A 4998-nucleotide genomic window follows, 5' to 3' on the forward strand; every position below is an offset into this window, starting at 1 on the left:
ACAAATGGTTTTTTAATCAAAAAATATTTTGTTGGCTCCTTGACCATAATTTTAATCAATAACAAGGGGGGAGGCATTTTCCAGATGTTGCCGATCGCCAAATTTGACCCTCCCTTTGAAGAATTTTTTGCCACTCCCCAAAATATCGACTTTTGCCAACTCTGTCGCACCTACGGTATCGATTACCATTTAATCAGCGATTGGACTGATTTTCAGCAAAAAATCGCAGTTTTACCGGAATCAGGTCTAAGATTACTAGAAATATCCTGCGATCGAGCTTTTAATACTCAATGGTTCCTCAGTAATTATGTGTAGGGTGTGGGGTGTGGGGTGTGGGGAAGTGGGGAGAATAAAGCTGCCTATTGCCTATTGCCTATTGCCTATTGCCTATTGCCTATCCTGATAAGTAGGGAGGCACAATTATTTGTAGGATGGGTTAGCGGTAGCGTAACCCATGCGGGCGTTGGGTTTCATTCTTCAACCCAACCTACGTTCATCTTATATTTAATTCCACCCACCTACTTATGTAGCCTATACTCAACGGATTTAGTATTAATTCCCTTTTTCGAGAAAGTGAATACAATGGGTGGAAAGAGTTAAAAGAGTCCGATGAATCGACAAAGACGGCAAAAATCAAGACAATTTTCTCTCCCTAGATATTCTATCTTTCCCCCGGAACAATGGCGATCGGGAGTGACTTCTTTGGTGATTAGCTTGGTCTTGTCCCTACTGATTTTAAAACTGAATACCTCTAGTCTCTCCACTGCCACCATAAATATTTTTAATCCCTCCACTGTGGGGGAGAATTTAGCCGGTAAGAGCCTAGATGAGTTAGAAAAGCAGAAAATCGCCGAATTTTTGCAAATTGCCCCGCCAGAAACCGAATTAACCCTCGATCGCGTTCCCTTGTTTATTCTCCACGATACAGCTTGGAGTATGACTGCGGGTAACATCGAAGAACAGAAAAAATATGCTCGCGGTCCGATGAAATTGGGTCCCAATGTTTACATCCCCCGCAAACCGAATTCCAGGGATAGAGATATTTTAGACTCGATCGCCCGGCCTTTTTTTGAACGTCACCGTCCCACGGCCACTTTTTATGAACAAGCAGCCGAAATGCTGCCCGCAGACACCAGGGATCAATTAGTGCGTCAACTGTGGCAACTTACCCCAGAAACTATCCGCGTCAAGGGTTTTGCACTTGCTTTAGCGGGTGTTCCTTTGAGTACGCGATCGGCCTCTGAGTTAGAAAAAAGGGCGAGAATTTGGTTAAATACGCCTTCAGAAGCCTTCTTTAAGCGTTTAGTCAAAGAATATCCCACAAATTACTTTGATGGGGCAAAAACTACCGCATTATGGGCAACAGAAGCGATTTGTCAGCAGCTATCTCACCCTAATTGCGATCGCTTGCGACCAGTTTTTGCCGAAAGAAATCGTCGGGTTATCTCCAGTGTTAACATTGAACTGGTACAAGCGCCGGGATCCCACTGTTTGACCAAAGGACGCTTGCAACCCCTCCCCGGTTACAGCGATTTTCAATACCAACAAACGGCGAAATATTATCTCCTCGCAGCCTTACAAACGGGACAATTACCGCAAATTGTCAGCCATTTTGCCGTAGATAGTTTTCTGATTAATCAAGGAAAATATCCCCATTGTGACCCCCGGGGTTTTGATCTACAACGTCTCTACAATCTCATCAGTCAAGCTTTGGATTATGACCCCGGCACTGTTTATGGCATCGTCCCTCGTTACGGCACAAATATTCTAGCCGGTGATAATATTTGGTGGCATAATCGAGTTTTTGACCAAGCAAATTTACCCACAACTTTAAATTAGACCTGATCATTTAGAAATGTCCACTTCTCCCAAAGCTTCTAGATAAGTAATCGCCGCTTCTAAAGGAGAATCGTAGCTATATGAAAACTCCTCAAACCAGCGTCCTTCCTCCGATTTGGCATCTAATTTATCTAACCATTGCTTTGCCTTTCTAGTTAAAGCTTCTCGCTTGCGCTGCTGTTTTAATGCCGCCGCTTTTTCTTTTTCCGCTGCCTCCTGTTGTTGCCTTGCTTGGTTTTCTAAGGCTAAAGCTTTTAAAAGCGCATCGGTAGCAGAATCGCTGGCATAATTAACCTTAAATTCGGCCGGGGAACGATCTTTTTCTTGGCGAGAAGAAGGGGACGGCATCGGTTTTTCCTGATCCCGTTTCTGGTATTCTGCCTTCATTTGTGCCAGTAAATCTTCTATTTCTCCCATAATGATCAAGTTAGAAAGTAAAAAGTTAAAAAGATAATTGCTCTGATTGCCTCTGCCTTAATAACTAAGTAACTGGTTATAATTAAATTGAAGATGGATCCCCCCTTAATCCCCCCTTGATAAGGGGGGTGTCTGACAGTTTTTAACACCTAACTACTGAATAACGGGTTTCCTTATTTTTCCAAACGGACCACATACCATTGTAGATAACCCTCCTCACCCAGGTCTAACTCGCAGTAATTATCGCGCAGATAGAGAGATTTTTCCTCAAAACTAGAGAATTTCGCCAATTGTCGGGGACAAATCTCTGGTTTTGCGGTGATTAAATCTTTTAACTTATCCCGCAACTGGTCGGGAGTCTGGAATTGTTCAGGTTGATCGGCCTCAAGGACAAGAAAATAGTCCCCTTGATACATAATAGAATCGGGCATCGCTGTTTGATAGTCTCAGTAGGAAAATTTTTTGGCTATCTTTATCACTTTATCGCCTCAACGCTCGATCGACACCACCACTATGACAGACCATCTCACCAATCCCTTTCTCAGTCTCCCTTACGAAAGCGCCATGCAGGACTTGGGGGACCAATACTATGATCAAGTTGCAGCCGCGGATTTTCCCAGTCATATCCTTCGTTTTCGCAATGATGCTTTATTACCTTTGGTGGGAATTCAGCCAGAATTAACCTTAGATGAGCATTTTATCGAGGCTTTTGGTAAATTTCAATCCCTGACCCCCTTTTTGGCCCTGCGTTACCACGGTTATCAATTTGGCGAGTATAATCCTTTCTTGGGAGATGGTCGCGGTTTTCTCTACGGTCAAGTTAGGGGTATTGATGGCAAATTATACGATTTTGGTACGAAAGGATCGGGACGGACTCCCTATTCCCGTCATGCGGACGGTAGGTTAACTCTCAAGGGTGGAGTCAGAGAAGTCTTAGCTGGGGAAGCTTTACGCGGTTTAGGGGTGAATACCTCTCGCTGTCTCAGTTTGGTGGAAACGGGGGAATCCCTCTGGCGCGGTGATGAACCTTCCCCGACGCGATCTTCGGTGATGATTCGAGTTAGTAATTCTCATATTCGTTTCGGGACTTTTGAGCGTTTATTTCATATTAAACGTAGCGATTTAATTAAAAGACTCCTCGATCATGTGATTATTTATTATTATCCTGAAATCAATCCCCAAGATAGCGATCGCTATTTAAAATTTTACGCCGCTTTAATCGAAAGAACCGCTAAATTAGCGGCCCAATGGATGGCCGCAGGTTTTTGTCATGGGGTTCTCAATACCGATAATATGTCAATTACCGGGGAAAGTTTCGATTATGGTCCCTACGCTTTTATTCCTTCCTATAATCCCCAATTTACGGCGGCCTATTTCGACTACGGCGGCCGTTATAGTTATGGTAATCAGCCTTTTATCTGTCGTTTAAATCTAGAGTTACTGCAATCTCCCCTGGCCATGGTCGTCTCCTTGTTAGAGTTAGATCTGGCTTTGGCTAACTATGACCAGCATTACAATTTTTATTATCAAAAAATGATGCTTAAAAAGTTAGGTTTTGAGGATATTTTTACTCCCGAATCTGCTTTACTGGTCAGCAAAACCGTGGAAGTTCTCCAAGAAACTGGCCTCGGTTATCACGACTTTTTCTATCAATTAAGTGAACAATTTAATTACGGTTGGCGAGAAAATAGTTCTCTAATTCTTGAAAATATGGATTTACCGAAAGCTGATTGGCAACGTTGGCGAGAATTATATAGTTTGGTCTTAAATCAATTACCCTCAGATTCTTTGGTTCAAATTGGGAACACCTTAACGCATTATAATCCTAAAACTGCTTTACTTAGACCGCTAATCGAATCGGTTTGGGAGGCAATTACCTATAAAGATGATTGGCAACCTTTCCAAGAATTAGTGATAAAATTACAAAATAAACAGTAATTAAGTAATAAGTAGTGGTGCAAAATTAATTTCTTGGTTAGGAGAGGCAACAGGTGATTAAATATGTGTAATTAATTATCTCTAGCTACTTATTCAGGTCATTTCCTGAAATGCGTTGGACAAAAATTGACCAGACTTGGCGATCAATGTTTCCGCTCCAACTATTAAAAGTGTCAAAATAATAGTGAAGTTTTGTGACAAAGTGCAGTCAGATCTAAGAATCTTTGCTAGAACTCTAGAAAGCTTCTGTGATAAGTCTCTTGAAAAGAGATTGTTTGCAGTAAGCTCTTCTGGCTAACACGCTTTTGGGTGTGATATGGGGAAAGTTTCTTGCAATTGCGCCTAAATCGAGTGATATACAGAAAGTTGACCCATATCGTTACTCTGGAGAGTGTTATGCAGAAAGTTGACCTGTAATATGTAGTTATGCGGCAAGTCCTCGGTTAGGACAGTGGCTTGAAGTTGCTTGCGGGGCATTCATTCACGATAAAAATTGCTTGGCATGGATAGCTGTAACGACAATTTATAACTACAATTGGTTATTGTAGCTGTCGTTCGGTTATGGAATATGAATGGGATGAAGCAAAACGTCTTGCTAATCTTCGTAAGCACGGAATAGATTTTACCGATGTTCCAGCCGTGTTTGATGGGGATATTGTAACGGTTGAGGACGATCGTTACGGTTATGGAGAGCAGCGTTTTGTCACATTCGGTTTGTTGCAAGGGCGAGTGATTGCCGTTGTCCATACAGAACGTGAGGATTGCACCCGTATTATTTCTGCAAGAAAAGCGACGAAATATGAA

5 protein-coding genes and 1 pseudogene are annotated in these 4998 nt (G+C 42.3%); 4 read left to right on the forward strand and 2 right to left on the reverse strand.

The window, feature by feature from the left end:
• Positions 1–315: pseudogene (locus tag PX481_RS25355) on the forward strand (2-succinyl-5-enolpyruvyl-6-hydroxy-3-cyclohexene-1-carboxylic-acid synthase); the annotation flags it as partial.
• 294 nt (positions 316–609) lie between these two features.
• Complete coding sequence (locus PX481_RS25360; RefSeq protein WP_002756895.1) at positions 610–1839, forward strand: hypothetical protein; 1230 nt, start codon at positions 610–612, stop codon at positions 1837–1839.
• Positions 1840–1845: 6 nt separating this feature from the next.
• On the opposite strand, the gene PX481_RS25365 is transcribed toward PX481_RS25360, so the two are convergent.
• Positions 1846–2256 (reverse strand): salt stress protein, Slr1339 family, encoded by a 411-nt coding sequence (locus tag PX481_RS25365; RefSeq protein WP_288023469.1) that lies wholly within the window; start codon positions 2254–2256, stop codon positions 1846–1848.
• Positions 2257–2429: 173 nt separating this feature from the next.
• Positions 2430–2687: a CRR7 family NDH-1 assembly protein gene (locus PX481_RS25370; RefSeq protein WP_002756891.1), complete on the reverse strand. Its 258-nt coding sequence runs from the start codon at positions 2685–2687 to the stop codon at positions 2430–2432.
• 82 nt (positions 2688–2769) lie between these two features.
• On the opposite strand from PX481_RS25370, the gene PX481_RS25375 reads away from it, so the two are divergent.
• Together PX481_RS25375 and PX481_RS25380 are read left to right on the forward strand one after the other, a co-directional pair.
• Positions 2770–4194 carry a protein adenylyltransferase SelO gene (locus tag PX481_RS25375; protein ID WP_043998828.1) on the forward strand — a complete coding sequence of 475 codons (1425 nt, stop codon included), beginning with the start codon at positions 2770–2772 and terminating at the stop codon, positions 4192–4194.
• Between the two features lie 561 nt (positions 4195–4755).
• Positions 4756–4998, forward strand: a 243-nt coding sequence (locus PX481_RS25380) for a BrnT family toxin (RefSeq protein WP_002756886.1), incomplete at its 3' end; no start/stop codon positions are given.

The organism is Microcystis sp. M53603_WE2 (assembly GCF_030065435.1).